General features: G+C 70.8%; 20 protein-coding genes. 6 read left to right on the top strand and 14 right to left on the bottom strand.

What is annotated here, in order from left to right; translation table 11 throughout:
• Nucleotides 1–31 precede the first annotated feature (31 nt).
• Nucleotides 32–1,201: an adenosine deaminase gene (locus ACZ4D5_RS18625; RefSeq protein ID WP_467773427.1), complete on the bottom strand. Its 1,170-nt coding sequence runs from the start codon at nt 1,199–1,201 to the stop codon at nt 32–34.
• 102 nt (nt 1,202–1,303) lie between these two features.
• Between ACZ4D5_RS18625 and ACZ4D5_RS18620 the strand changes: the two genes are divergently transcribed.
• Complete coding sequence (locus ACZ4D5_RS18620; protein WP_467773426.1) at nt 1,304–2,068, top strand: alpha/beta hydrolase; 765 nt, start codon at nt 1,304–1,306, stop codon at nt 2,066–2,068.
• 51 nt (nt 2,069–2,119) lie between these two features.
• Here ACZ4D5_RS18620 and ACZ4D5_RS18615 read toward each other — a convergent pair whose 3' ends face one another.
• Nucleotides 2,120–3,097 carry a LysR family transcriptional regulator gene (locus ACZ4D5_RS18615; protein WP_467773425.1) on the bottom strand — a complete coding sequence of 326 codons (978 nt, stop codon included), beginning with the start codon at nt 3,095–3,097 and terminating at the stop codon, nt 2,120–2,122.
• A 63-nt stretch (nt 3,098–3,160) separates the two neighbouring features.
• On the opposite strand from ACZ4D5_RS18615, the gene ACZ4D5_RS18610 reads away from it, so the two are divergent.
• Together ACZ4D5_RS18610 and ACZ4D5_RS18605 are read left to right on the top strand one after the other, a co-directional pair.
• Nucleotides 3,161–4,447, top strand: coding sequence for an MFS transporter (locus tag ACZ4D5_RS18610; RefSeq protein ID WP_467773424.1), 1,287 nt, complete (start codon nt 3,161–3,163; stop codon nt 4,445–4,447).
• 113 nt (nt 4,448–4,560) lie between these two features.
• Nucleotides 4,561–5,544 (top strand): sigma-70 family RNA polymerase sigma factor, encoded by a 984-nt coding sequence (locus ACZ4D5_RS18605; protein WP_467773423.1) that lies wholly within the window; start codon nt 4,561–4,563, stop codon nt 5,542–5,544.
• Here ACZ4D5_RS18605 and ACZ4D5_RS18600 read toward each other — a convergent pair.
• The 9 genes from ACZ4D5_RS18600 to ACZ4D5_RS18560 all read right to left on the bottom strand — a co-directional run bounded on the left by ACZ4D5_RS18600 (nt 5,455) and on the right by ACZ4D5_RS18560 (nt 16,091).
• Entirely contained in the window at nt 5,455–5,829 is a 375-nt protein-coding gene (locus ACZ4D5_RS18600) for an STAS domain-containing protein (RefSeq protein WP_467773422.1), read from the bottom strand. The two genes, ACZ4D5_RS18605 and ACZ4D5_RS18600, sit on opposite strands and share 90 nt — an antisense overlap.
• Nucleotides 5,830–5,974: 145 nt before the next feature.
• The gene (locus tag ACZ4D5_RS18595; protein WP_467773421.1) at nt 5,975–7,252 is read right to left on the bottom strand and encodes a thymidine phosphorylase; all 1,278 of its coding nucleotides are present in this window, start codon (nt 7,250–7,252) and stop codon (nt 5,975–5,977) included.
• A 121-nt stretch (nt 7,253–7,373) separates the two neighbouring features.
• A complete protein-coding gene (locus tag ACZ4D5_RS18590; RefSeq protein ID WP_467773420.1) occupies nt 7,374–7,775 on the bottom strand; it encodes a cytidine deaminase in 402 nt (133 codons plus the stop codon).
• Nucleotides 7,772–9,034 carry an ABC transporter permease gene (locus ACZ4D5_RS18585; RefSeq protein ID WP_467773419.1) on the bottom strand — a complete coding sequence of 421 codons (1,263 nt, stop codon included), beginning with the start codon at nt 9,032–9,034 and terminating at the stop codon, nt 7,772–7,774. The genes ACZ4D5_RS18590 and ACZ4D5_RS18585 overlap by 4 nt, the downstream gene beginning before the upstream one ends.
• Nucleotides 9,031–10,188 (bottom strand): ABC transporter permease, encoded by a 1,158-nt coding sequence (locus ACZ4D5_RS18580; RefSeq protein ID WP_467773418.1) that lies wholly within the window; start codon nt 10,186–10,188, stop codon nt 9,031–9,033. Before ACZ4D5_RS18580 ends, ACZ4D5_RS18585 begins: the two co-directional genes overlap by 4 nt.
• On the bottom strand, nt 10,185–11,795 hold the full coding sequence (locus ACZ4D5_RS18575) for an ABC transporter ATP-binding protein (RefSeq protein ID WP_467773591.1): 1,611 nt from the start codon (nt 11,793–11,795) through the stop codon (nt 10,185–10,187). Before ACZ4D5_RS18575 ends, ACZ4D5_RS18580 begins: the two co-directional genes overlap by 4 nt.
• Nucleotides 11,796–12,101: 306 nt before the next feature.
• Entirely contained in the window at nt 12,102–13,154 is a 1,053-nt protein-coding gene (locus ACZ4D5_RS18570) for a BMP family lipoprotein (protein ID WP_467773417.1), read from the bottom strand.
• Between the two features lie 335 nt (nt 13,155–13,489).
• Entirely contained in the window at nt 13,490–14,641 is a 1,152-nt protein-coding gene (locus ACZ4D5_RS18565) for a BMP family lipoprotein (protein WP_467773416.1), read from the bottom strand.
• A gap of 205 nt (nt 14,642–14,846) precedes the next feature.
• Nucleotides 14,847–16,091: a M20 family metallopeptidase gene (locus ACZ4D5_RS18560; protein WP_467773590.1), complete on the bottom strand. Its 1,245-nt coding sequence runs from the start codon at nt 16,089–16,091 to the stop codon at nt 14,847–14,849.
• A gap of 251 nt (nt 16,092–16,342) precedes the next feature.
• Between ACZ4D5_RS18560 and ACZ4D5_RS18555 the strand changes: the two genes are divergently transcribed.
• Complete coding sequence (locus ACZ4D5_RS18555; protein ID WP_467773415.1) at nt 16,343–17,062, top strand: VOC family protein; 720 nt, start codon at nt 16,343–16,345, stop codon at nt 17,060–17,062.
• Between the two features lie 47 nt (nt 17,063–17,109).
• Here ACZ4D5_RS18555 and ACZ4D5_RS18550 read toward each other — a convergent pair whose 3' ends face one another.
• Nucleotides 17,110–17,508 carry a GNAT family N-acetyltransferase gene (locus ACZ4D5_RS18550; RefSeq protein ID WP_467773414.1) on the bottom strand — a complete coding sequence of 133 codons (399 nt, stop codon included), beginning with the start codon at nt 17,506–17,508 and terminating at the stop codon, nt 17,110–17,112.
• A 199-nt stretch (nt 17,509–17,707) separates the two neighbouring features.
• On the opposite strand from ACZ4D5_RS18550, the gene ACZ4D5_RS18545 reads away from it, so the two are divergent.
• Nucleotides 17,708–18,166 carry a protein-tyrosine phosphatase family protein gene (locus ACZ4D5_RS18545; RefSeq protein WP_467773413.1) on the top strand — a complete coding sequence of 153 codons (459 nt, stop codon included), beginning with the start codon at nt 17,708–17,710 and terminating at the stop codon, nt 18,164–18,166.
• 45 nt (nt 18,167–18,211) lie between these two features.
• Complete coding sequence (locus ACZ4D5_RS18540) at nt 18,212–18,793, top strand: carboxymuconolactone decarboxylase family protein (protein ID WP_467773412.1); 582 nt, start codon at nt 18,212–18,214, stop codon at nt 18,791–18,793.
• Here the strand turns inward: ACZ4D5_RS18540 and ACZ4D5_RS18535 are convergent.
• Together ACZ4D5_RS18535 and ACZ4D5_RS18530 are read right to left on the bottom strand one after the other, a co-directional pair.
• Nucleotides 18,741–19,877: a hypothetical protein gene (locus tag ACZ4D5_RS18535; protein WP_467773411.1), complete on the bottom strand. Its 1,137-nt coding sequence runs from the start codon at nt 19,875–19,877 to the stop codon at nt 18,741–18,743. The genes ACZ4D5_RS18540 and ACZ4D5_RS18535 overlap by 53 nt on opposite strands.
• A gap of 35 nt (nt 19,878–19,912) precedes the next feature.
• The gene (locus tag ACZ4D5_RS18530; RefSeq protein ID WP_467773410.1) at nt 19,913–20,872 is read right to left on the bottom strand and encodes an N-acetylneuraminate synthase family protein; all 960 of its coding nucleotides are present in this window, start codon (nt 20,870–20,872) and stop codon (nt 19,913–19,915) included.
• Nucleotides 20,873–20,879 lie beyond the last annotated feature (7 nt).

Below are 20,879 nucleotides of genomic sequence, written 5' to 3'. Positions count from 1 at the left end.
GACGCCGTGCGCAAAGGCGAACGAACGTCCGTCAGTTCCCGGCAGAAGCGCTGGTCGAGACGGTCTGGCGGAACAGCCATTCGGACTTCAGCTCGGCGTAGCCGGGCTTGATCACGTCGTTGATCATGGCCAGTCGTTCATCGAAAGGAATGAATGCTGATTTCATCGCATTGACTGTGAACCACTGCATGTCGTCGAGCGTGTAGCCGAAAGTACCGACCAGGTGCTCGAATTCGCGGCTCATGCTGGTGCCCGACATCAGGCGGTTGTCGGTGTTCACCGTCGCGCGGAAGTGCAGCTTGCGCAGCAGGCCGATGGGGTGCTCGGCGTAGGACGTGGCGGCGCCCGTCTGGAGGTTGGAGGTCGGGCAGAGCTCCAGGGGGATCCGCTTGTCGCGCACGTAGGAGGCGAGGCGGCCGAGCTTCACGGTGCCGTCGTCGGCGATCTCGATGTCGTCGATGATGCGCACGCCGTGGCCGAGGCGGTCGGCGCCGCACCACTGCAGGGCCTGCCAGATCGACGGCAGGCCGAAGGCCTCGCCCGCGTGGATCGTGAAGTGGTTGTTCTCGCGCTTGAGGAACTCGAAGGCGTCGAGGTGGCGGGTGGGAGGGAAGCCCGCCTCGGCGCCCGCGATGTCGAAGCCGACGACGCCCAAGTCGCGGTAGCGGTTGGCGAGTTCGGCGATCTCCAGGGCGCGGGCGGCGTGCCGCATGGCGGTGAGCAGCGCGCCCACGCGGATGCGGTGGCCGTTCGCCTTCGCGCGGCGCTCGCCCTCGCGGAAGCCCTCGTTGACGGCCTCGACGACCTCTTCGAGGGTGAGGCCGCTCTCCAGGTGCTGCTCGGGGGCGTACCGGATCTCGGCGTAGACCACGCCGTCCTCGGCGAGGTCCTCGGCGCACTCGGCGGCCACGCGCTTGAGGGCGTCCTTCGTCTGCATCACCGCGCAGGTGTGGGCGAAGGTCTCCAGGTAGCGCTCCAGGGAGCCGGAGTCGGCCGCCTCGCGGAACCAGATCCCGAGCTTGTCGGGATCGGTCTCGGGCAGGCCGTCGTACCCCGTCTCGCGGGCGAGGTCGACGATCGTGCCGGGGCGCAGGCCGCCGTCGAGGTGGTCGTGCAGGAGCACCTTGGGGGCGCGGCGGATCTGTTCGGCGCTGGGCGTTTCACGGTCCGTGTGACCGGTGGTGTGAGTCTGGCTCGTCATTTCGGCACTGTAGCCCCTACGCGCGTAGAACTCACTGGTCGATACGTAACAGTGACCCTGCGGACGGGTGGCGTACACCATGGCTTCTGACACTGTTCTGTCATGGCACAGCAAGGGACCGCGGGGCCGGCGGGCGCGGCCAGGCTCGGGCGCGCGATCGGGACGGCGCCCTCGGCGGTCAGCGGAGTGGTGCTCCTGCTGCCCGGTGGCACCGAGACGTCCACCCGCAAGCCGTCCCCGCTGGCCGCGGGCGGCGTCCGCGCCCTCGGCCGCAGACTCGCCCACGACGGCCGCGCGGCGGGCCTCGCCACGCATGTCGTGCACTACGGCTGCCGGGGCTGGAACGGAGCGCAGGCGCATCTCGCGCGGGACGCGAACTGGGCGGCGGACGAGATCGTGCGGCTCTACGGCGACGTCCCCATCTGTCTGGCGGGGGTGGACATGGGCGGCCGCGCGGCGCTGCGGGCCGGCGGGCACGCGGCGGTCAACTCCGTTCTGGCGCTGGCCCCTTGGCTGCCCGAGGACGACATGGCCGCGCCGCCGGAGCCGGTGAAGCAGCTCGTGGGGCGGCGGGTCCTCGTCGTACACGGCACGAACGACGAACGGACCGACCCCGAGCTGTCGTTCCGGTTCGCGGAGCGGGCGAAGAAGGCGAACCGGGACGTGTGCCGGTTCGAAGTGCACTCCGACGGGCATCGGTTGCACCAGCATCAGGCCGAAGTCCTCGCGCTGGCCTCGGACTTCGTGATGGGGGTGCTGTTCGGTGCGGACTTCGCCCGCCCCTTGGAGGATGCGTTGGCCGCGCCGCCGCCGCTGGGGTTGCGTATGCCTCTTGCCTCCGGCTTCGGGCAGTCGCTCCGGCGGTGAGGTCTGTCTGCGACGGGGCGGGTGTCATCACCGGCTTCGCCGAGTTCGTCCTCAAACGCCGGACGGGCTGACATCTGCCTGTGGGAGCAGCTTTCCCTTTCTGCTCAGCAGGAACTTCTTGAACGCCGCCACCGGGGGCGTGTCCGGGTGACCGTCCAGCCAGGCGACGCCGATCTCGCGCACCGCCCGCTGGCCCGTGACCGTCAGTTCCACGACTCCCGGGCGGGGCACGGCCGGTGGGGGCAGGAGGGCCACGCCCAGGCCCGCCGCGACCAGGCCGCGCAGGGTCTCCGCCTCCTCGCCCTCGAAGGCGACGCGGGGCTTGAAGCCCGCCTCCTGGCAGAGGTCGTCCGTGATGCGCCGCAGGCCGTACCCGGGCTCCAGGGTCACGAACGCCTCGTCGGCGGCCTCGGCGAGGCGGACGCGCTTGCGGGACGCGAGGCGGTGGTCGTCGGGGACGACCAGGCGCAGGCGCTGTTCGTCCAGGCGGCGGGCGACCAGGTCGGGGGCGTCCGGCACGGGCGAGGTGAGGCAGAGGTCCAGCTCGCCCGCGCGCAGCCGCTCGATCATCGCCTCGCCGTAGTTCTGCACGAGGCTGAAGCGGATGCGCGGGTGATCGGCGCGGAAGGCGCGGATCAGCCCCGGCACGGTCTCCGAGCCCATGGTGTGCAGGAAGCCGAAGGCGACCTTGCCGGAGGCCGGGTCGGCGTCCGCCCGCACCGACTCGGCGGCCCGCTCCACCTCGCCGAGCGCCCGCTCCACCGAGGCGAGGAAGGTGCGGCCCGCCGGGGTCAGCGAGACGGTGCGGCCGCGGCGCGCGAACAGGTCGACGCCGAGGTCCCGTTCCAGGCGCACGAGGGCGCGGGAGAGCGTCGACTGAGGGACGTGCATCTCCTGCGCGGCGCGTGTGACGTGCTCGGTGCGGGCGACGCCCGCGAAGTACGCGAGGCGGGGCGCGAGCAGCGTCACGATGTCCTCCGCGTCACTGTTCTGTGACAGGCGCGGCTGTGGCCTCTGCTGATGCTGCATGGGAACGATTATGGCGTTTCCATGCATTGGACGCATCAAAAAACCGGCCGTACGTTCTTGGACATGCCTCCTGCCAGTAGCGGGGCGTCCGCCACCCATGCGGTCGCCCTCACCCCGCCCTCCCCCTCCACCGACACACGCCTGACCCCCGGCGGGCCCGGCTACCGCCGCATGAGCTTCGCGCTCTTCCTCGCGGGCGTCGCCACCTTCGCCCTCCTCTACTCCACGCAGGCCCTCCTCCCCCTCGTCTCCGCCGACTTCGGCGTGAGCGCGAGCACGGCCAGCTGGACGGTGTCGGCGGCCACGGGCGCACTGGCCCTCCTCGTCCTTCCGCTCAGCGCGCTCAGCGAGCGCTTCGGGCGGCGCGCGGTGATGACCGCGTCCCTGGCCGTCGCGGTCGCGGTGGGGCTCGTCGTGCCCTTCGCCCCGTCGGTCGAGGTGCTGATCGCGCTGCGCGCCGTGCAGGGCGCGGCCCTCGCCGGGCTTCCGGCGTCCGCGATGGCGTTCCTCGCCGAGGAGGTGCGGCCCAAGGCCCTTGTCGCCGCGATCGGCATGTTCGTGGCGGGCAACTCCATCGGCGGCATGAGCGGGCGCATCGTCACCGGCTGGGTCGCGCAGGCCTGGGGCTGGCGCGTGGCGGTCGGGGTCGTCGGCGTCGTCGCGGTGCTGTGCGCCCTCGCGTTCCGCGCGCTGCTGCCCGCGCCGCGGCACTTCACGCCCGGCACGCTCAGCCCCAAGTCCCTTGCGCGTACGGTGCGTACGCATCTGTCGAACCCGCTCCTGTGCCGCCTGTACGCGATCGGGGCGCTGTTCATGACCGTCTTCGGCGCGGTCTACACGGTGATCGGATACCGCCTCACCGAGGCGCCGTTCTCGCTCCCCCAGGGCGTCATCGGCTCGATCTTCCTCGTCTACCTCGTCGGTACGGTCTCCTCCGCGGCGGCCGGCAGGCTCGTGGCGCGGCTCGGGCGGCGCGGTGCGCTGTACCTGGCGGTGAGCACGACGGCGGGCGGGCTGCTGCTCTCGCTCTCGGCCTCGCTGGTGCTCGTGCTGCTCGGGCTCGTGCTGATCACCGCCGGGTTCTTCGCGGGGCACGCGGTGGCGTCCTCGTCCGTGAGCCGGACGGCCACCACCGGGCGGGCCCAGGCGTCCGCGCTCTACCAGTCCGCGTACTACCTCGGCTCCAGCGCGGGCGGCACGCTCGGCGCGGTCGCCTTCCACGCGGGCGGCTGGGCCGGGACGGTGGGCCTCGGGATCCTCGCGGTGCTCGGCGTCGTGTCGATCACGGTGTGGGGCTCGCACGCCGCGCGGGGGCGGGAACGGCGCGGCGTCGTGGCCGCCGCGCACTGATTTCGACCTGCTGTTTTCCCCACTCCGGGGGCCGTTGTCAGTGGGCTCCTGTAGCTTCCGAAGTGTCGGGCCCCACTCTCGGGCCCTTCTCGGAATCGCAGGGGTGGGTTGGGATGAGCGACGCCGCAGGGACGACGACCGATCTGGACGTCACGCTGGAGAAGCACCGGGTCGAACTGACCGGGTACTGCTATCGGATGCTGGGTTCGGCCTTCGAGGCCGAGGACGCCGTGCAGGACACGATGGTGCGCGCCTGGCGCAGCTTCGAGAAGTTCGAGGGCCGCTCCAGCGTCCGCTCGTGGCTGTACCGCATCGCGACGAACGTCTGCCTGGACATGCTGAACGCCGGCAACCGCCGCGCGCGCCCCATGGACCTGACCGCCGCCGCCCCGCTGGCCCAGGCGGCGCTCACCCCCCGCCCGGACAACACCTGGCTGGAGCCGATGCCGGACGCCCGGGTGCTGCCGAGCATCGGCGACCCCGCCGAGGCGGCGGTCGCCAAGGAGTCGGTGCGCCTGGCCTTCGTCGCCGCCCTGCAGAACCTGCCGCCCAAGCAGCGGGCGGTGCTGATCCTGCGCGAGGTGCTCGCGTGGAAGGCCAGCGAGGTCGCCGAGCTGATCGACACCTCGGTCGCCTCGGTGAACAGCGCGCTGCAGCGGGCCCGCGCCACCCTCGCCGAGCGGCCCGAGGACGACACGGCGGTCTCCGACCCGCTGGACGAGGAGCAGCAGAAGCTCCTCGACCGCTATGTCGCCGCCTTCGAGGGCTATGACATGGCGGCGCTCACCGCGCTGCTCGCCGAGGACGCCGTCATGACGATGCCGCCGTTCGACCTCTGGCTGCGCGGCACCGCGGACATCACGGGCTTCATGTCGACGATGGGCGCCCCGTGCGCCAACGGCCGCCTCCTGCCGGTGAACGTGAACGGCACGCCGGGCTTCGCGCAGTACAAGCCCGACCCCGACAAGGGCGGCTTCATGCCCTGGTCGATCCAGGTCATCGAGATCTCAGAAGGCCGTATCGCCGGCTTCCACTGCTTCCTGGACACCCAGCGGTGGTTCCCGCTGTTCGGGGTACCCCTCCATCTCGACGACTAGGCCGAGGAGTTCGACGAGGCCGACGAGCCCGAGCAGGGCCAGCAGGGCGGGGGTGGGATTCCTGAGGCGGATCCGGCTCCCCGCCCTGCGGGCGGCCAGCTGCATGCGGGCGATGGCCTCGACGGTGGTCAGGTCGGCGGTGGTGACGGCGGCGACGTCGCAGATGACGTCGGCGTCACCACCGGGCCCGTGGCGGGCGGCGGCCACCCGCTCGCTCAGGCGCGGGATGTCGTCCGGACCCAGAGGGCCCTCGATTCGGATGAGGTTCTCTTCGTCAGCAGCCACGCAGGGTTGACCGGCCGGTCGGGCAGAACTCATCGGTGGGACGGGCTCCTGGGGCGGAGCCCCGGAGCCCGTGAGGGGCGCGGGGAACTGCGCGATCAGCCACGAACACACCCGCAGTCGGCGCACCGCACCACCGGCCGAGCTCTCAGCCGATGCGGCCCAGGACCGTCGGCGTCGCCGAGAAGCCCGTCCCCGCGGCAGCGATGTCGTACGCCCCCTCCAGCGACTGGAGGGCGTACGCGAACCGCTCCGGCGTATCCGTGTGCAGGGTCAGCAGGGGCTGGCCCGCGACGACTGCCGCCCCCGGCTTCGCGTGGAGTTCGACGCCCGCCCCCGCCTGCACCACGTCCTCCTTGCGCGCACGCCCCGCGCCCAGGCGCCACGCCGCGACGCCGACGTCGTACGCGTCGAGGCGGGTCAGGACGCCGGAGGACGGCGCCGTCACGACATGCGTCTCGCGGGCCACCGGCAGCTTCGCGTCCGGGTCGCCGCCCTGAGCCGCGATCATCCGGCGCCACACGTCCATCGCGGAGCCGTCCGCGAGGGCCTTCGCGGGGTCGGCGTCCTTCAGGCCCGCCGCGTCCAGCATCTCGCGGGCCAGGGCGAGGGTGAGTTCGACGACGTCGGCCGGACCGCCGCCCGCCAGCACCTCCACCGACTCGCGCACTTCGAGGGCGTTGCCCGCCGTCAGGCCGAGCGGGGTCGACATGTCCGTCAGGAGCGCGACCGTGCGCACCCCGCTGTCCGTACCCAACTCGACCATCGTGGAGGCCAGTTCGCGGGCGTCGTCGAGGTTCTTCATGAAGGCGCCGGTGCCGACCTTCACGTCCAGGACCAGCGAGTCCGTGCCCTCGGCGATCTTCTTGGACATGATCGAGGAAGCGATCAGGGGGATCGCCTCCACCGTGCCGGTCACGTCGCGCAGGGCGTAGAGCTTCTTGTCGGCGGGGGCGAGGCCGTCGCCCGCCGCGCAGATGACCGAGCCGACGCCGTCGAGGACGCTCAGCATCTCCTCGTTGGAGAGCAGGGCGCGCCAGCCGGGGATGGCCTCCAGCTTGTCGAGGGTGCCGCCGGTGTGGCCGAGGCCGCGACCCGACAGCTGCGGCACGGCCGCGCCGCACGCGGCGACCAGCGGGGCGAGCGGCAGCGTGATCTTGTCGCCGACACCGCCCGTGGAGTGCTTGTCCGCCGTGGGGCGGGACAGGGAGGAGAAGTCCATGCGCTCGCCGGACGCGATCATCGCGGCGGTCCAGCGGGCGATCTCCCTGCGGTTCATGCCGTTCAGCAGGATCGCCATCGCGAGGGCCGACATCTGCTCGTCGGCGACCGCGCCGCGCGTGTACGCGTCGATGACCCAGTCGATCTGCTCGTCGCTGAGCTCGCCCCGGTCGCGCTTGGTGCGGATGACGGAGATGACGTCCATGGCAAGTCCTTCCAGCAGTACAGCGGCGTACATATGCGATTACGTCGCGACTCTACGCGCATAGAGCCGTGGGTTGAAGACGGCCCCCGTCCGCTGCCGGGCAACGGGAGGGGGCCGTACGTCAGTTGAGGTGCTGCGGGCCGAACGCGTCGGGGAGCATGTCGCCCAGGGTCCGGATCCCCGACGGCGTCTCCAGGAGGAGCTCCGCGCCGCCGAACTCGTAGAGCAGCTGGCGGCAGCGGCCGCACGGCATCAGGATGTCGCCCTTGCCGTCCACGCAGGTGAAGTGCGTGAGGCGGCCGCCGCCCGTCAGCTGGAGCTGCGAGATCAGGCCGCACTCGGCGCACAGGCCGAGGCCGTAGGAGGCGTTCTCCACGTTGCAGCCGGAGACGGTCCTGCCGTCGTCGACCAGCGCCGCGGCGCCGACCGGAAATCCGGAATAGGGCGCGTACGCACGGGACATGGCCTCGCGCGCGGCCTCCCGGAGGATGTGCCAGTCGGTGTCCGCGGCAGCAGTCGTCACTTGCCCTGTCCCTTTCGGTACGGCATTCCGTCCGCCTTCGGCATCCGCAGCCGCTGGGCGGAGAGCGAGAGGACCAGCAGGGTCACCACGTACGGAGTCGCGGTGACGACCTGGTTGGGCACCTCGTCGGTCAAGCCGTACCACAGGAACATCAGCGCGGAGACGGCCGCGGTGATCACCGCGGGGACGTACCGCTTGCGCCAGGCCAGGTAGATCGCGCCGATGACCAGCAGGATGGCCAGGAGCAGCAGGAGCGCGTGCACGTTCGTGCCGCCACCCCGGAGCTTCAGGCTGTCGGTGTAACCGAACAGGCCCGCGCCGAGCGCGAGTCCGCCCGGCATCCAGTTGCCGAAGATCATCGCGGCGAGGCCGATGTAGCCGCGGCCGCCGGTCTGGCCCTCCAGGTAGATGTTGGAGGCGACCAGCGAGAGGAAGGCGCCGCCGAGGCCCGCGAGGCCGCCGGAGATGACCACGGCCAGGTACTTGTACTTGTAGACGTTGACGCCGAGCGACTCGGCGGCGATCGGGTTCTCGCCGCAGGACCGCAGGCGCAGGCCGAACGACGTGCGCCACAGGATCCACCAGCTCAGCGGGATCATCGCGACGGCGACGACGGTGAGCGGGGAGAGGTTGGTGATCAGACCGCCGAGCAGGCCCGCGAGGTCCGAGACCAGGAACCAGTGCTTGCCGTTGAGGTCGGAGAGCCAGTCGGAGAGCCCCGGCACGGAGAAGGTGCCGAGCGACTCGACGGGCGGCGACTGCTTCGACGTACCGCCCTCCTCGCCCTCGAAGGCGAAGGTGGAGAGGTAACGCGTGGCGCCCAGGGCCAGGATGTTGAGGGCCACACCGGAGACGATGTGGTTGACGTTGAAGGTGACCGTCACGATCGCGTGCAGCAGACCGCCGAGCGCGCCGCCGAGGACACCGAACAGGACGCCCACCCACGGGCCCCACTGGAAGCCGGCCCAGGCGCCGAACCAGGTGCCGAGGATCAGCATGCCCTCGAGGCCGATGTTGACCACGCCCGCGCGCTCGGCCCACAGGCCGCCGAGGCCCGCAAGGCCGATCGGCACGGCGAGTTGGAGGGCCGTCGACATCTGACCGGTGGAGGTGATGCCGTCGGCGCCGGTGATCATGCGGACCACGGAGGTCAGCACCAGGACGCCCGCGATGATCAGCAGCAGGACGGGGAGCGAGACGCGGCGGCGGCCCGGCGCGGGCTGCTTGGCCGAGGGCTTGGCGACGGTTGCCGTGCTCATCGGGCAGCCACCTCCTTCACGGGGTCGTTGTTGCCGTTGTTGCCGTTGGCGGCACCGGGGGCCTTGGCCCGTGCGGCGGCGGCCAGTTCCTCGCCGACGCGCTGCTGCTGGCGGCTGAGGCCCCAGCGGCGCACGGCCTCGTAGGAGACGACGACCGCGATCACGATGAGGCCCTGCATGATCACCGCGATCTCCTTGTCGTACGGCTCCGGCTGGGCGTAGTCGAGGGCGGGCGACGCCTTGTCGAGGAAGGCCCAGAGCAGTGCGGCGAAGGCGATGCCGACCGGGTTGTTGCGGCCGAGGAGGGCGATGCCGATGGCGGTGAAGCCGAGGCCCGCGGGGAAGGAGAGGCTGTAGGTGTGGGTGTCGCCGAGCAGGATCGGCAGGCCCGCGAGGCCCGAGACCGCACCGGAGATCAGCATCGCGCTGAGCACCATGCGCTTGGCGTTGACACCGCTGGCCGCGGCGGCCGACTCGGAGGCGCCGGTGGCGCGCAGGTCGAAGCCGAACCGGGTGCGGTTGAGGACCAGCCAGTACAGGACGCCCGCGAGGGCCGCGATCACCACGAAGCCGTAGATCTCGCCGCCCGCCACCTTGATGCCGGGGAACCAGCCGGACTTCTCCATCACGCCGGTGGTCTGGTTGTTGCCGACCGGGACGCCGAAGTTCTCGGTCAGGGTGAGGTAGGCGATCACGCTCGTCGCGATGGCGTTGAGCATGATCGTGGCGACCACCTCGCTGACGCCGCGCGTGGTCTTCAGGATGCCCGCGATGCCGGCCCAGAAGGCGCCGGTGAGCATGGCGACCAGCATGAGCATCGGGATCTGCAGGAAGGACGGCAGCGCGATGTGCGCGCCGACGACGGCGGTGACCATCGCGGCGAGCCGGTACTGGCCGTCCACACCGATGTTGAACAGGTTCATGCGGAAGCCGATGGCCACCGCGAGGGCCGCCAGGTAGTACATCCCGGCCTGGTTGATGATCAGGACCTGGACGTCGGAGAAGGTGGCCTGCTCCAGCATCAGGGTGTACGGCTCGATCGGGCTCTTGCCCGAGGCGAGGAGCACGACCGAGGTCAGCGCCACGGCCGCGATCAGCGCGATGACCGGTCCGGCCACCGCGAGGAGCAGGCGCTCCTTGTCGAACTTCTTCATCGGGCCTCGTCCTCCGGAGTTTCCGGGCCTTCTTCTACGTGCTCGAGGTGGCCGGAGGCCGCGCCCGTCATCGCCGAACCGAGCTCCTCGGGCGTGATGGTGGCCGGGTCGGCGTCCGCGACGAGCCGTCCGCGGTAGATCACGCGGAGGGTGTCGGAGAGACCGATCAGTTCGTCCAGGTCCGCGGAGATCAGCAGCACGGCAAGGCCTTCGCGGCGGGCCTCGCGGATCTGGTCCCAGATCTGCGCCTGCGCGCCGACGTCCACGCCGCGGGTGGGGTGGGCGGCGATGAGGAAGCGCGGCTTGTGGCTCATCTCGCGGCCGACGATCAGCTTCTGCTGGTTGCCGCCGGACAGCGACGCGGCCGTCACGTCGATGCCGGGGGTACGGACGTCGTACTCCTCGACGATGCGGCGGGTGTCGGCCTGGGCTCCCTTGGGGTCCAGCCAGAAGCCCTTCGCGTTGGGCTTCTCGGTGACGTGGCCGAGGATGCGGTTCTCCCACAGCGGGGACTCCAGGAGGAGGCCGTGGCGGTGGCGGTCCTCGGGGATGTAGCCGATGCCGTCCTCGCGCCGCTTGCGCGTGGGGTGTCCCGTGATGTCCTCGCCGGCCATGCGGATCACACCGGAGTCGGCGTGCTTGAGGCCGATGAGGGCGTCGATCAGCTCGGTCTGGCCGTTGCCCTCGACGCCCGCGATGCCGAGGACCTCGCCCTCGTGGATCGTGAAGGAGATGTCGTCGAGCAGCGCGCGGCCCGACTCGCCGTCGGCGAGCAGCTTGAGGCCCTCGACCTGGATCATCGCGCGGTCGGTGACCGTCGACTCCGCCGTCTCGGGAGTGGGCAGTTCGCTGCCGACCATCAGCTCGGCGAGCTGGCGCGGCGTCGTCCGCGACGGGATCGCCGTGCCGACGGTCGTGCCGCGCCGGATGACCGTGATGTCGTCGGCGACGGAGAGGACTTCACCGAGCTTGTGCGAGATGAAGATGACGGACAGGCCCTCGGACTTGAGTTCGCGGAGGTTGTCGAAGAGCGCGTCGACCTCCTGCGGCACGAGCACGGCCGTGGGCTCGTCGAGGATCAGCGTGGTGGCGCCGCGGTAGAGGACCTTGAGGATCTCCACGCGCTGCCGGTCGGCGACGCCGAGGTCCTCCACGTACGCGTCGGGGCGCACGCCGAGGCCGTAGCGGTCGGAGATCTCCGCGATCGCGCGGCGGGCCGCGCCGCCGATGCCGTGCAGCTTCTCGCTGCCGAGGACGATGTTCTCCAGGACGGTCAGCTGGTCGGCGAGCATGAAGTGCTGGTGCACCATGCCGATGCCGCGGGCGATGGCGTCCGCGGGGCTGGAGAAGGCGACCTGTTCGCCGTCGACGGTGATGGTGCCCTCGTCCGGCTTCTGCATGCCGTAGAGGATCTTCATCAGGGTCGACTTGCCCGCTCCGTTCTCACCGACCAGGGCGTGCACGGTGCCCTTGCGGACGGCGAGGTGGATGTCGTGGTTGGCCACGACGCCCGGGAAGCGCTTGGTGATGCCGCTGAGCTCAACGGCGGTGCCACCGCGGGCGGTTGACGCCTTGGCGGTGGGCGGAGGGCTGGTGGACGCGTCGATGGCGCACTCTCCTCGGGGGCCGGAAGGCCTGAAGGGCCTGAGGGAAAGGGGCCGCCTACGCGCGCAGTGCCCCTGCTACGAGGGGAGGTTCCTGGACGGGACACTCCCCGGGGGGACGTTCCGCGGTCCGGAAAGTCCCTGATGGGTCCGAACTTTCCGGCTCTCGCGGAAAGTTGGGGTGTGGTCCGCGCGAACGGGGCGCGGGTGAACCATCGTCCCCCACACCCCGTCGCACGAGAATCACGCTGCCGTCACGGCAGTCGGATCGGTCCGCCGACCAGTCCGCCGAGCGGCCCGCCGACGCCGTTACGGCGCGGTCTTGACCTTGATCTTGCCGTCCTTGATGCCGGCCTCGGCCTTCTCCAGGGCGGCCTGGACGTCCTTCATCTTCATGAACTCGGGGTTCGACTCGGCGAGCGCGACACCGCCGGACTTGAGGTCGGCGCGGACGACGCCGCCCTTGGCGTTGCCCTCCTCCACGGCCTTCGCGAGGTTGTAGACGGAGCCCGCGACGTCCTTGGTCGCCGAAGTCAGGATGTACTTCTTGTACTTGGCGAGGGCGTCCTGCTTGTACTGGTCGGAGTCGACGCCGATCGCCCAGACCTTCTTGGCGGCGGCGGCCTCGATGACGCCCTGACCGGAGAGACCGGCGGCGTGGTAGACCACGTCGGCGCCCTTCTCGATCTGGCCCTGCGCGGCGGTCTTGCCCTTGTCGGGGCTGGAGAAGCCGCCGTCCTCGGCCTTCTCGGTCAGGTACTGCTTGACGACCTTGACCTTGGGGTCGGTGTCCTTGACGCCCTGCGCGAAGCCCGCCTCGAACTTGTGGATGAGGGGCACGTCCACGCCGCCGACGAAGCCGACGGTCTTCGACTTGGAGGCCTTGGCGGCGGCGACGCCCGCGAGGTAGGACGCCTCCTGCTCGCTGAAGACCAGGTCCGAGACGTTGTCGGCCTTGACGGTCTCGTCGTCGACGATGCCGAAGGTGGTCTTCGGGAACTGCTCCGAGACCTCCTTGATGGCGGGCGCGTAGGCGTAGCCGACACCGATGACCGGGTTGTAGCCCTGCTTGGCGAGCTGCGTCAGGCGCTGGGTCTTGTCGGCGTCCGACTCGCCGTCGACGGGCTCGACGGCCTTCTCGCCGGTCTTGAACTCCTTGGCGGCCTTCTTCATGCCGACGGTCGCGGCGTCGTTGAAGGACTGGTCGCCGGCGCCGCCGACGTCGTAGGCGATGGCGACGCCCTTGTTCTTGTCGTCCTTGCTCGCGGCGGCGTCGCTGGACGTGCCACCACAGGCGGAGACGGTTACGGCAAGCGCGGCGGTCGCGGCGCCCGCGACAGCTATTCGAGACACCCGGCGCATAGAGACGAACTCCTTGAGTCAAGCAAGCACAAGCAAGTACAAGCACGTACGGGCGCCTCACCCGGCGCCGATTTCGCCGCAGCGTAACGCGCGTAGACCTGACATAAGAACCCTTCTGTCCGGTCCGTTATCGAGCTGTGGCCACGGGGCGTACGGCGGATGTCAGGGGTGAGAACACGCCAAAGGCGCCCCCTTCAACAGGGGGCGCCCAGGCGGCAGAAGGAGTGCTACGTAAAACCTTGATCCACGTAATACGTACAACCCGAGCGGGGGTGGTACGTACAACTCGGGACGGTCCCGACGGACCTCTCCTATGAGGGCGTTTCGCGGGGTCGTCAGGGAGTCGTCCGCACCTTCACCTTGCCGCTGACGATGTCCTTCCTGGCCTTCTCCACGGCGGCGACGACGTCCTTCATCGCGGTGTACCTCGGGTTGGAGTCGGAGAAGCCGACGCGGCCCGACTTGAGGTCGTAGCGCTGCTCGCCCGTCATCGGGTCGCCCTCGACGACCGACTTCGTCAGGTCGTACACCGCGCCGCCGACGTCCTTGAGGGCCGAGCCGAGGATGTAGTCCTTGTACTTGGCGAGGGCCTTCTGCCGGTACTGGTCGGAGTCGACGCCGATCGCCCAGACCTTCTTCGAGCCCGCCTCCTGGATGACGCCCTGCCCCGAGAGCCCCGCGGCGTGGTAGATGACGTCGGCGCCCGCCTCGATCTGTCCGCTCGTGGCGTTCTGTCCCCGGTCCGGGCTGGAGAATCCGCCCTCCTCGGGCTTCTCGGTCAGATACCGCTTCTCGATTTTGATCTTCGGGTTGACGGACTTCGCGCCCTGCACGAATCCCGCCTCGAATTTGTGGATGAGCGGAATGTCCACGCCCCCCACAAATCCGATGTGTTCGTTCTTGCTCGCCTTGGCTGCGGCGACGCCCGCGAGATAGGAGCCTTCCTCTTCGTGGAAGACCAGGTCGGCGACGTTGTCCGCCTTCACGGTGTTGTCGTCGATGATCCCGAAGGTGGTGTTCGGGTACTTCTTCGCGGCGGCCTCCACCGCGGGCGCGTAGACGAAGCCGACCCCGACGACGGGGTTGTAGCCCTGCTTGGCGAGCTGCTCGATGCGCTGGTTCTTGTCGGCGCCGGACTCGCCGTCGCCCGGCTCCATGTCCACGCCGCCGATCTTGAAGTCCTTGCGGGCCTTCGAAAAGCCCGCGTACGCCGCGTCGTTGAAGGACTGGTCGCCCTTCCCGCCGATGTCGTAGGCCAGGCCGATGCCCTTGTCGTCGTACGACGAGCCCGCCGAGCCCTTGTCCTTGTCCTTGTCGTCGTCCTGTGACGCCTCGTTGCTCGTCTTGCCGCAGCCGGCCGCGGCGAGGGCGAGGACGGCGAGGGCCGCGGCGAGACGGGTGGCGTGAGTTTTCCGCGTACGCGACGGCCGTGATGCACGGGGCCGCGATTCACCAGATGGTCGAGATTTCCGAGAGAGACGACGCACAGGAAGCACCCCTTGATCCCCAACGCGCCGCGCACGGCGCTGATTTCGGCGCACATTAACGCGCGTAGAAAGGGAGGGGAACGGTTTCTCCAGGTGCCGTTACCTCTTCGTGCTATTCCTGGCGGGAGCCGATTGCGTCCGCGTGAACGGGGCGGACACAACCGGCTCTTTCGCCCTTCGGCGGCGCTGGAGTCCCGCGTCGCCGCTAGAGCCTCGCGTCCAACAAGGCGGCGGCGGTGAAGAGTTCGACGCCCACGGTGATGGCGGACTCGTCCGCGTCGAAGTCCCCCTGGTGGAGGTCGCGGACGGCGCGCTCCCCCGGCCTGCGCACGCCGAGCCGGGCCATGGCGCCGGGCACGTGCTCCAGGTACCAGGAGAAGTCCTCGCCGCCGAGGCTCTGCTCAGTGTCCTCGACGGAGAGCGGGCCGCGCCGCGCGGTCATGGCGTCCCGCAGCAGGTCGGTGACCGCGGCGTCGTTGACGACGGGCGGCACCCCGCGCACGTAGTTGATCTCGGACTTGGCGCGGTAGAGGTCGGCGACCTCCTGGACCGCGCCGTGCACCAGGTCGGGCGCGTCCCGCCAGGCCTTCAGGTCGAGGCAGCGCACGGTGCCGGAGAGCTCGGCGTGCTGCGGGATGACGTTGCAGGCGTGGCCCGCCTCGATGCGGCCCCAGGTCACCGAGAGGCCCGAGCGGGCGTCGGCGCGGCGGCCGACCAGGGCGGGGACCTCGGTGGCGACCCTGGCCACGGCGGTGACGAGGTCGGTGGTGAGGTGCGGGCGCGCGGTGTGCCCGCCGGGCCCGTCGAGCGAGACCTCCAGGCGGTCGCAGGCGGACGTGATGGGGCCGTTCCGCAGGCCGATGCGGCCCGCGTCGACGCGGGGGTCGCAGTGCACGGCGATGATCTTCCCTACGCCGTCGAGGACGCCTTCCTTGATGGCGTCGGCCGCGCCGCCCGGCAGGACCTCCTCCGCGGGCTGGAAGACGAGCCGCACCGGAAAGGGCAGCCGGCCCTGCTTCGCCAGCTCGGCGAGGACGAGCCCGGCGCCCAGGACGACGGTGGTGTGCACGTCGTGTCCGCAGGCGTGGGCGCGGTCGGGCACGGTGGAGCGGTACGGCACACCGGTCTTGGTGTCGGGGATGGGCAGCGCGTCGATGTCGGCGCGCAGGGCCAGCATGGGCCGCACCCCGTCCCAGGTACCAATGTCACAGACGAGCCCCGTGCCGATGGCGAGCACACGGGGCGCGAGGCCCGCCTCCTCGAGCCGGGCCTTGATGGCCGCGGTCGTACGGAACTCCTGGTTGCCGAGCTCGGGGTGCATGTGCAAGTCGCGTCGGAAGGCGACGAGTTCGGCGCGCAGCGCTTCGGGCAGCGCGCCGGGAAGCGTTTCCGCGGGAGCGGACTCCGTTCCGGACACGTCGTCGGACACCTCTTCGGACGCACGGGACATCAGTTGGTTCACCCTCTGAAGGGTAAGGCGACGTACGGGCCAACTGGCCCACGATCAACAAAAGTTCAGCCCGATAGGGGAAGAATTTGTGGCCGCGTGGCGCATGACCCTTGGTCGCGATGGGTAAACTTTTATGCCATCACGGGGGATGCGGATGGCTTCCGCCACCTGTAAGAGGCGCGGCGCGCCGCCGTCGGCGAGGGCACACCGCCCACCCGGAACGGGTATCCACTCCAGCACGTTCTCACCCCATGCAGCGCTGTGACGACAGAGACGATGCCGCGAAGACCGCGTACGAGTTCTGCTGGATGGACCTCAAGACCCGTGACCTGCCCGGCACCGCCGCCTTCTTCTCGGCGGTACTGGGCTGGGACTTCGCGGTGGACGAGGACGACTGGCGCAAGGCCACGAAGATCGCGGTCGGCGGCCGGCGGATCGGCGGCGTGAGCGACCTCGCGAACCCCGTCTATCCGCCGGGGACACCCGCCCACATCGCCTCCTACCTGGCGGCCGACGACGCCGACCGCCGCGCGGCCGCCGCCACCGAGCGCGGGGCGCGGCTCGTCGTCCCGCCCTTCGACGCGGGCGACCAGGGCCGCATCGCCGTGCTGATCGACCCGGTGGGCGCCGCGTTCGCCCTGTGGCAGCGGCCGGAGGGCACCGGGTGGGGCGTCCCGCCGGGCACGCCGGGAGCCCCGTACCGCATGACCCACACCTCCGAACAGCCGGACATGGCACGGCAGTTCTACACGGAGGTGACGGGCGAGCCGCTCGCCCTCGCCGACTTCCTCCCCGCGACCGACACCGACGCGGCCTCGCGGTGGGAGGTGACGGTCGCCGTCGCGGACCTGGCCGGGGTCGTCGCACGGGCGCGCGAGCACGGCGGGGGCTCGGTGGCACCCGCGGGTCCCGGCGTACGGCTGAGCAGCGCGGAGGGGCTGACGGTGCTGGTCCGTTCCCTGGAGCCGTGAACCGGACCGGCGTCAGAACACCGCGCCCCCTCCCCTCGCAGCCGGCCTCACAGCGCGATGAGCCCCGCAGCCGTACTCTTGAAGCCGCATGCCTCGAAGTAGAAGCCGCTCAGCTCGTCGTCGAAGTCGACGTGCAGCCACTCGCAGCGGGCCTCGCGCGCGCCCTCCGCGGCGCGCGCGACGAGGGCGGCGCCGATGCCCCGTCCCCGCCACCGCCCTGCCACGACGGTGTCCAGTACGAAGGCGTGCACGCCGCCGTCCCAGGCGACGTTCACGAACCCGGCCAGCTCCCCCTCCCCGGTGCGCGCGCAGACCCAGCCGAGGCTGTGCCGCTCCACCTGTGCCCGCCACTCGATGTCCGTCAGGGGATGCCCGAAGCCCTCGGCGTGCAGGACGTTGACCTCGGGGTCCTCGAAACCGCCTCGCCATGCGTACGTGATCGCCACGCGGAGAGGGTAGCTCCGGGGTTCCTCGTCACGAGGTCCCCCGTCGGTGAACGGGACGTACGTGACGCCCGTGACGCCCGTGGCTCCCGGGGCATCCGTCGGCGTCGCGGTCGCCTCGTCGAAATCTTGTACGCCGCGTCGTCCCCCGCGTGACAATGAGGCGTCCACCGTCGCCACGCACCGGGAGCACCGACACGCCATGACCGAGGACCACGGCACGACGACAGCCACCTGGCAGCCCACGGCCCCGGGCGTCCTCCGGCTGCCCTCGGGGCGGCTCGTCCGCGGGCGTGGGCTGCGCCATCCGCTGCCGGAGGGGGACGTGCCCCGCGTCGGTTTCTACCTGCTCGGCAAGGAGCCTCCCGAAGTCCCCTGGGAATCGAGGTGGTTGCGCTGGCCCGACTTCCGGCTGCCGAGCGACCGGGAGCAGGCGCGGCGGCTGCTGCGCGAGGCGTGGGAGCGGTCGGCCGAAGAGCGTGTGGAGCTCGCCTGCGGCGGCGGGCGCGGACGGACCGGGACGGCCCTCGCGTGCGTCGCCGCCCTCGACGGCGTGCCCGCGGCGGAGGCCGTCTCCTACGTACGCACGCACTACGACCGGCGTGCGGTGGAGACCCCGTGGCAGCGCAGGTACGTGGAGCGCTTCGCGGATCACAGCTGACGACTCGCAGCCGACGACCTCTCGACCCCAGGAGACACGCACCCGATGACCGACACCGACCGCATACCGCCCTTGGAGCCGCCCTACCCGCCGGACGCCGCCGAAGTCCTGGCGCGCATGACGCCGGAGGGGCAGAAGCCCCTCGCGCTCTTCCGGATGTTCGCGCACAACGTCCCGATGCTCGACGCGATGAACGGCTGGGGCTCGTACCAGCTGGGCGACAAGCTGACGGTCGGCATGCGCGAGCGGGAGATCGTCATCGACCGCGTCTGCGCGCTGTGCCGCGCCGAGTACGAGTGGGCCGTGCACGTCGCCTTCTTCGCGCCGAAGGCCGAGCTGACCGAGGAGCAGATCACCTCGCTCACCCACGGCGCGAGCACCGACCCGTGCTGGACCACCGAACGCGACCGGCTGCTCGTCGAGTTGACGGACGCGATGCACGGTGACGGCGGCGAGATGGACGACGCGCTGTGGGCGCGCCTGACCGCCGAGTTCACCCAGCCGGAGATCCTCGACCTGCTCTTCCTGGCCGGCTGGTACCAGGCGGTCGGCCTGATCACCCGCGCCACCCGGCTCAGCCCGGAGCCGGGGACCCCGCGGTTCGACGACTACCTGCCGAAGCCGTGATGACCGAGGTGAGCCGGTGCACGTCCCGCGCCGTGCCCGTCACCCCGGACAGGAAGCCCTGAGCCCGCGGTGAGGCGTTCTCGGTGAGCCAGCTCGGGTCGATGTCGCAGACCGCCACCTTGACCTCCGTGCCCGCGAGGGCGAGGGGCAGCGTGTGGACGACCGTCGAGGGGAAGCTGAGGATGGTGCGGCCGATGGGGCCGCGCCGGGCGATGAGTTCGAGCGGCAGGTCGGGGCGGACCACCTGCAGGCCCGTCTCGACCGCGAGCCGGTGGAGCTTCTCCGCGCTCTCGCGGCGGTGGGCGAAGTAGCGGGTGGCGCCGTGCGCCGCGGACAGGGCCCGGACCGCGTCGACATAGCGGTCCGGGTCGACGACGCCCGTCTCCACCAGCGACGTGCCGACCAGGTCGGCGCCCCGGGTGATCCGCGGCGGGCCGAAGCGCTCCCTGGTCCAGGCGAAGGCGTTGACCGTGATCGTCACGCCCTCGGGGGCGCTGTCGATCGGCATGGCGGAGAAGACCTCCACCGTGCGCGCGCCGCCGGGTGTCAGGCGCCGCCGCGCCGAGGCCGAGACCGGGGCGAAGACCAGGTCTCGGGGGCCGGGGCGGCCGCCCTTGCGGTGCCAGCGCTGGAGGCGTTCGCCGCGGGCGAGTTGGGAGATGAACTCCATGGTCGCCGTGCCGTCGTCGACGACCACCAGGGAGCGGGCCCGGGTGATCGTCAGGAGGAGCTGTACGTAGCGCGAGAACGGGTCGCCGATGACGATCCGGTCGGCCCTGCGCAGCGCGCCCGCGAGGCCGCCGATCGTGTGGAAGGGGGCCGACGCGCCGCCGCGCGCCTCCTCCCAGCGGACCTCGACGCCCTCGTCGCGCGCGAGCTGCGCCATGCGGCGCAACTGGCCGCGCGTCATGGGGTCGTTCGGGGAGAGGACGACGACGGTGAGACCCCCGGTCGGGCCCGTCGCGGCCGCGGCGTGCGCCCACTCCAGTACGTTCAGCAGCTGAACAGGGCTCTCCACGAAGGCGAGCGTGGAGGGGGCGGTGGCGCCGGTGACGTCGGCGGCTCGGCCGACTCGGGGGCTCATCGTCGTATGTCCGTATCCCGGTGACCGGTGGGCGCTCAGACGGCGACCGGCTCGGCGGCCTCGTCCCCGGTGGCCTCGGACTCGGCGACGACGCCCGCGACGCGGCGGAGCTTCTTCATCGGGCCGAGCTCCGACTCGTAGACCTTCTTGACGCCGTCGCCGAGGGACGCCTCGATGGTGCGGATGTCGCGGACCAGGCGGGTCAGGCCCTGCGGCTCGACGGAGGCGGCCTGGTCGGAGCCCCACATGGCGCGGTCGAGGGTGATGTGGCGCTCGACGAAGGTGGCGCCGAGGGCGACCGCGGCGAGGGTGGTCTGCAGGCCCGTCTCGTGGCCGGAGTAGCCGATCGGGACGTTCGGGTACTCCTGCTGCAGGGTGTTGATGACGCGCAGGTTGAGCTCCTCGGCCTTCGCCGGGTACGTCGACGTGGCGTGGCACAGCAGGATGTTGTCGCTGCCGAGGACCTCGACCGCGTGACGGATCTGCTTCGGCGTCGACATGCCCGTGGACAGGATGATGGTGCGGCCGGTGGCGCGCAGGGCGCGGAGCAGCTCGTCGTCCGTGAGCGAGGCGGAGGCGACCTTGTGGGCGGGCAGGTCGAACTTCTCCAGGAAGGCGACGGCCTCGGTGTCCCACGGGGAGGCGAACCAGTCGATGCCGCGCTTGGCGCAGTGCTCGCTGATGGCCTGGTACTCCGACTCACCGAACTCCACGCGGTGGCGGTAGTCGATGTACGTCATGCGGCCCCAGGGGGTGTCGCGCTCGATGTCCCACTGGTCGCGCGGGGTGCAGATCTCCGGGGTGCGCTTCTGGAACTTCACCGCGTCGCAGCCGGCGTCGGCGGCCACGTCGATGAGCGCGAACGCGTTCTCCAGGTCGCCGTTGTGGTTGATGCCGATCTCACCGGTGATGTACACGGGCTGACCGGGACCGGCCGTCTTCGAACCGAACCGGCGGAGGCGGGAGTTGGCGCCGATGGAGGTGATGGTGCTCATGGCAGGA

This window comes from Streptomyces sp. NPDC025651 (assembly GCF_055558735.1).
Note: the sequence above shows the minus strand (reverse complement) of the source record. Positions and strands in the feature narration are given on the sequence as shown.

Excerpts from the sequence above, each read along its gene's own strand:
- ACZ4D5_RS18625 (WP_467773427.1), bottom strand. The coding sequence starts at position 1,201 with ATGACGAGCCAGACTCACACCACCGGTCACACGGACCGTGAAACGCCC.
- ACZ4D5_RS18620 (WP_467773426.1), top strand. The coding sequence starts at position 1,304 with ATGGCACAGCAAGGGACCGCGGGGCCGGCGGGCGCGGCCAGGCTCGGG.
- ACZ4D5_RS18615 (WP_467773425.1), bottom strand. The coding sequence starts at position 3,097 with ATGCAGCATCAGCAGAGGCCACAGCCGCGCCTGTCACAGAACAGTGAC.
- ACZ4D5_RS18610 (WP_467773424.1), top strand. The coding sequence starts at position 3,161 with ATGCCTCCTGCCAGTAGCGGGGCGTCCGCCACCCATGCGGTCGCCCTC.
- ACZ4D5_RS18605 (WP_467773423.1), top strand. The coding sequence starts at position 4,561 with ATGAGCGACGCCGCAGGGACGACGACCGATCTGGACGTCACGCTGGAG.
- ACZ4D5_RS18595 (WP_467773421.1), bottom strand. The coding sequence starts at position 7,252 with ATGGACGTCATCTCCGTCATCCGCACCAAGCGCGACCGGGGCGAGCTC.
- ACZ4D5_RS18585 (WP_467773419.1), bottom strand. The coding sequence starts at position 9,034 with ATGAGCACGGCAACCGTCGCCAAGCCCTCGGCCAAGCAGCCCGCGCCG.
- ACZ4D5_RS18580 (WP_467773418.1), bottom strand. The coding sequence starts at position 10,188 with ATGAAGAAGTTCGACAAGGAGCGCCTGCTCCTCGCGGTGGCCGGACCG.
- ACZ4D5_RS18570 (WP_467773417.1), bottom strand. The coding sequence starts at position 13,154 with ATGCGCCGGGTGTCTCGAATAGCTGTCGCGGGCGCCGCGACCGCCGCG.
- ACZ4D5_RS18560 (WP_467773590.1), bottom strand. The coding sequence starts at position 16,091 with ATGTCCCGTGCGTCCGAAGAGGTGTCCGACGACGTGTCCGGAACGGAG.
- ACZ4D5_RS18555 (WP_467773415.1), top strand. The coding sequence starts at position 16,343 with ATGCAGCGCTGTGACGACAGAGACGATGCCGCGAAGACCGCGTACGAG.
- ACZ4D5_RS18545 (WP_467773413.1), top strand. The coding sequence starts at position 17,708 with ATGACCGAGGACCACGGCACGACGACAGCCACCTGGCAGCCCACGGCC.
- ACZ4D5_RS18540 (WP_467773412.1), top strand. The coding sequence starts at position 18,212 with ATGACCGACACCGACCGCATACCGCCCTTGGAGCCGCCCTACCCGCCG.
- ACZ4D5_RS18535 (WP_467773411.1), bottom strand. The coding sequence starts at position 19,877 with ATGAGCCCCCGAGTCGGCCGAGCCGCCGACGTCACCGGCGCCACCGCC.
- ACZ4D5_RS18530 (WP_467773410.1), bottom strand. The coding sequence starts at position 20,872 with ATGAGCACCATCACCTCCATCGGCGCCAACTCCCGCCTCCGCCGGTTC.